This is a genomic window from Nocardioides sp., from assembly GCF_051876515.1.
Classification (GTDB): Bacteria; Actinomycetota; Actinomycetes; order Propionibacteriales; family Nocardioidaceae; genus Nocardioides.
This window is the reverse complement of sequence record NZ_JBJEHY010000097.1, coordinates 9,658-12,839: the sequence shown is the minus strand read 5'-3', so window position 1 is coordinate 12,839 and position 3,182 is coordinate 9,658. Positions and strand designations below refer to the sequence as shown.

The 3,182-nt window shown below is 71.8% G+C and carries 4 protein-coding genes; 1 reads left to right on the top strand and 3 read right to left on the bottom strand.

Annotated elements, in window-relative coordinates; genetic code table 11:
• Window positions 1-1,324: ABC transporter ATP-binding protein (locus ACI379_RS07015; RefSeq protein ID WP_439791365.1), on the top strand; the 1,324-nt coding region annotated here is incomplete at its 5' end.
• 132 nt (window positions 1,325-1,456) lie between these two features.
• On the opposite strand, the gene ACI379_RS07010 is transcribed toward ACI379_RS07015, so the two are convergent.
• From ACI379_RS07010 to ACI379_RS07000, 3 genes are all read right to left on the bottom strand, one after another.
• Complete coding sequence (locus ACI379_RS07010) at window positions 1,457-2,038, bottom strand: TetR/AcrR family transcriptional regulator (RefSeq protein WP_439791364.1); 582 nt, start codon at window positions 2,036-2,038, stop codon at window positions 1,457-1,459.
• A 9-nt stretch (window positions 2,039-2,047) separates the two neighbouring features.
• Entirely contained in the window at window positions 2,048-2,908 is an 861-nt protein-coding gene (locus ACI379_RS07005; protein WP_439791363.1) for an SDR family NAD(P)-dependent oxidoreductase, read from the bottom strand.
• Window positions 2,909-2,973: 65 nt separating this feature from the next.
• Window positions 2,974-3,182, bottom strand: a 209-nt coding sequence (locus tag ACI379_RS07000; RefSeq protein ID WP_439791362.1) for a hypothetical protein, incomplete at its 5' end; no start/stop codon positions are given.

Here is a 3,182-nt window from a genome sequence, read left to right as displayed (position 1 = left end):
CGTCTCGGGCATCCTGCTGTCGAAGGTCTTCAACCGCGGCGAGTCGGAGACCCGTCGCTACCGCGAGGCCAACCAGCAGCAGACCGCGCTCCAGGTGGAGCAGGCCATGACCGGGCGGCTCTTCTTCGCCACGGTGCAGACCTTCTTCGCCATCACCCCGGCGCTGATCTACCTCGCGGCCGGCTTCATCATGACCGGCCAGCTGCCCGGTGGAGAGGACGGGCTGACCGCCGGCACGCTGGTCGCCTTCACCACGGTCCAGGCCAGGCTGCAGATGCCGTTGATCCAGCTGATGCGCGTGACGCTGGACGTGCAGACGTCGCTGGCGCTGTTCCGCCGGATCTTCGAGTACCTCGACCTCGAGCCCGCCATCGTGGACCGTCCGGACGCCGTGACGATCTCGCCGGAGAAGCTGCGTGGCGAGGTCGTCTTCGAGCACGTCAGCTTCCGCTACCCCGAGCCGCGCGCCCTCACCGGGACGACGTCGGCCAACCGGTTCGGCGAGGGCGGTGCGGCCATCACCGAGGAGTCCACGGCCACCCAGGACGCGTACGTCCTGGACGACCTGTCGCTGCGCATCGAGGCGGGGCAGATGGCAGCCATCGTGGGGCCGTCCGGGTCGGGCAAGACGACCGCCACCTACCTGGTCCCCCGCTTCTACGACGTCACCTCCGGTCGCGTGCTCGTGGACGGCATCGACGTGCGCGACATCTCGCTGTCGTCGTTGGCCGACTGCGTGGGCATGGTGACGCAGGAGCCGTACCTGTTCCACGGGTCGATCCGCGACAACATCGCGTACGCCAAGCCGGGCGCCAGCGCCGAGGAGATCGTGCAGGCCGCGCGCGACGCCAACATCCACGACCGGATCATGAGCTTCCCCGGCGGCTACGAGACCGTCACCGGCGAGCGCGGGTACCGCCTCTCGGGAGGCGAGAAGCAGCGGATCGCGATCGCCCGCGTGCTGCTCAAGAACCCGCGGATCCTGATCCTCGACGAGGCGACCAGCGCGCTGGACAACGAGACCGAGCGGCTGGTCCAGGAGGCGCTGGAGCGCGCCACGCAGGGGCGTACGACTCTGGCCATCGCACACCGGCTCTCCACGATCCACAACGCCGACGTCATCTTCGGGCTCGCCGAGGGACGCCTGGTCGAGCAGGGCACCCACGCCGAGCTGGTGGCCGACGAGGACGGCCTGTACGCGCGCCTCTACCGCGAGCAGTTCGCCGTACGCCGCCCCGCCGAGGACGAGGCGCCGGACCGCGGCGCACCCTCGCCCGTGGCCGTGCGCGGGTTCGCCGGGCTGCGGGCCGACATCCGGATCTGAGGGCCGCTGCCCCGGTGTCGAAGTCCCCGCTCAGGCGGGGACTTCGTCACGTTGTAGGGGTTGCAACGGCCACAACAGGTAAGACTTCCCCACCCGGTGGTACGGGAGGGACGCGTGGGACCTCGCGGGGTCCTACGACTGGACGTTGCCGCGCAGGACCGTCTCGACGGCCCGAGACAGGTGCCCGACCAGGTCCTCGTACGCCAACGCACCCATGCCGGCGTGCAGCAGCGCGCCGGAGAAGCTCAGCAGCAGCGCCTCGTTGAGCTCGGGCGTCGAGGCCTCCCCCAGCGCCCGGTGGAACAGGGAGGCCCAGTGGGTGCCCAAGGTCATCCGGAGTTCGGCCACGTCCTCCTCGGGTGCCATCAGGGAGCGGGTGGCCGCGCTGGCCAGGGTGGGCGCCGAGGCGATGGTGGCACTGAGGTGCCGCACCACCTGCTGGACCCGCTCCACGACGTCACCGGCGAACTCCGGCGCACCTGCCTGCAGCACGTAGCGGCAGAAGACCCCCGCGCACAGGTGGTTCTTGGAGGAGAAGTACGTGTACACCGTCGCGGAGGAGACGCCGGTGTCGGCCGCGACCAGCCGCAGGGTCAGCTCCTCGTAGCCGCGGTCGGCCAGGAACGCCTCGGCGGCGTCGAAGATCCTCTCGACCGTCGCGGTCTGCCGCGCGTTGAGCCCGCGTCGCGGGGAGAACCAGGAGTCGTCGACCACGGGATCAGCCTAGGCCCCGACCGGGCGCTGGCCGAGCACCGCGGCCAGCGACGCGTCGTCCCACGGCTCGGCCGCCGGGTCCGGGTGCCAGGCGACGAACTCGTCGGTCGGTCGCGCGACCCGCCCCACGTACCCGCCGGAGCCGACGAAGACCTCTCCGGTGAGGGGCGCCGACGCCGGTCCGGCCAGGTAGGCGTAGAGCGGGGCGACGTGCTCGGGACCGGCCGGCGCCAGCGAGGCGTCGCGCACCATGTCGTCGATCAGTCCCCGCGCGTGGAGGGATGCGATCTGCCCCTCGTACTCCGGCCCCGTCGACAGCCGCGTGCGCGCACCCGGGCAGACCACGTTGGCGCGTACGCCGTGCTCGGCCAGGTCGGCGGCGATCGCCCAGGTCAGGCTGACCACGCCTCCCTTGCCGGCCGCGTACCCGGTACCGCCGTACATCCCGAGGAAGGCGTGGGAGCCGGTGTTGACGATCGCGCCACCCCCGGCCTCGGCGAGCAGCGGCGCGAAGGTGCGGCAGGTCAGGAAGGTCGCGCGCAGGTGCACGGCGATGAGCTCGTCGAAGGCCGCGGGAGAGACGTCGAGGATGGAGGTCCCGACCGGCTCGGGGACACCGAGGCAGTTGACCAGGCGGGTCACTCCCCCGAGGTCGGCGGCCGCGGCGGCGAGGTCGGCAACGACGGCCTCGTCCTGCCCCCGTCCCGGCACCCCGACAGCCGTGCCACCAGCCGCCCTCACCGCGGCGACGGTGTCGGCCAGGGCCGACTCGTCGCGACCGTTGACCACGACCGCGACACCCCGTGCGGCGAGGTGCTCGGCCACCGCACGTCCGATCCCCCGGCTCGATCCCGTCACCACTGCCACCATCCCCGGCCCCTTCCTGTCAGGCGGGGCCCATTCAAGACGGTGACTGCACAGGTGTCCAGTGAACCTCAGGATCCGCTGCTGACCCGGTCCACGGGGCCGGTGGCGCCCGAGGTCCGCGCGCAGTGGGCGCAGCAGAAGACGTGGAACTCGTCCTGCACCCCGTGCCCGAGGATGCGGGTGCCGCAGTTCACGCAGGCTGGGGCCAGCACCCGGGCCGCGCACTCCACCGAGTCGAAGTCGTAGCGGCTCCCGTCGTGGGTGCGCACCTCGAAGG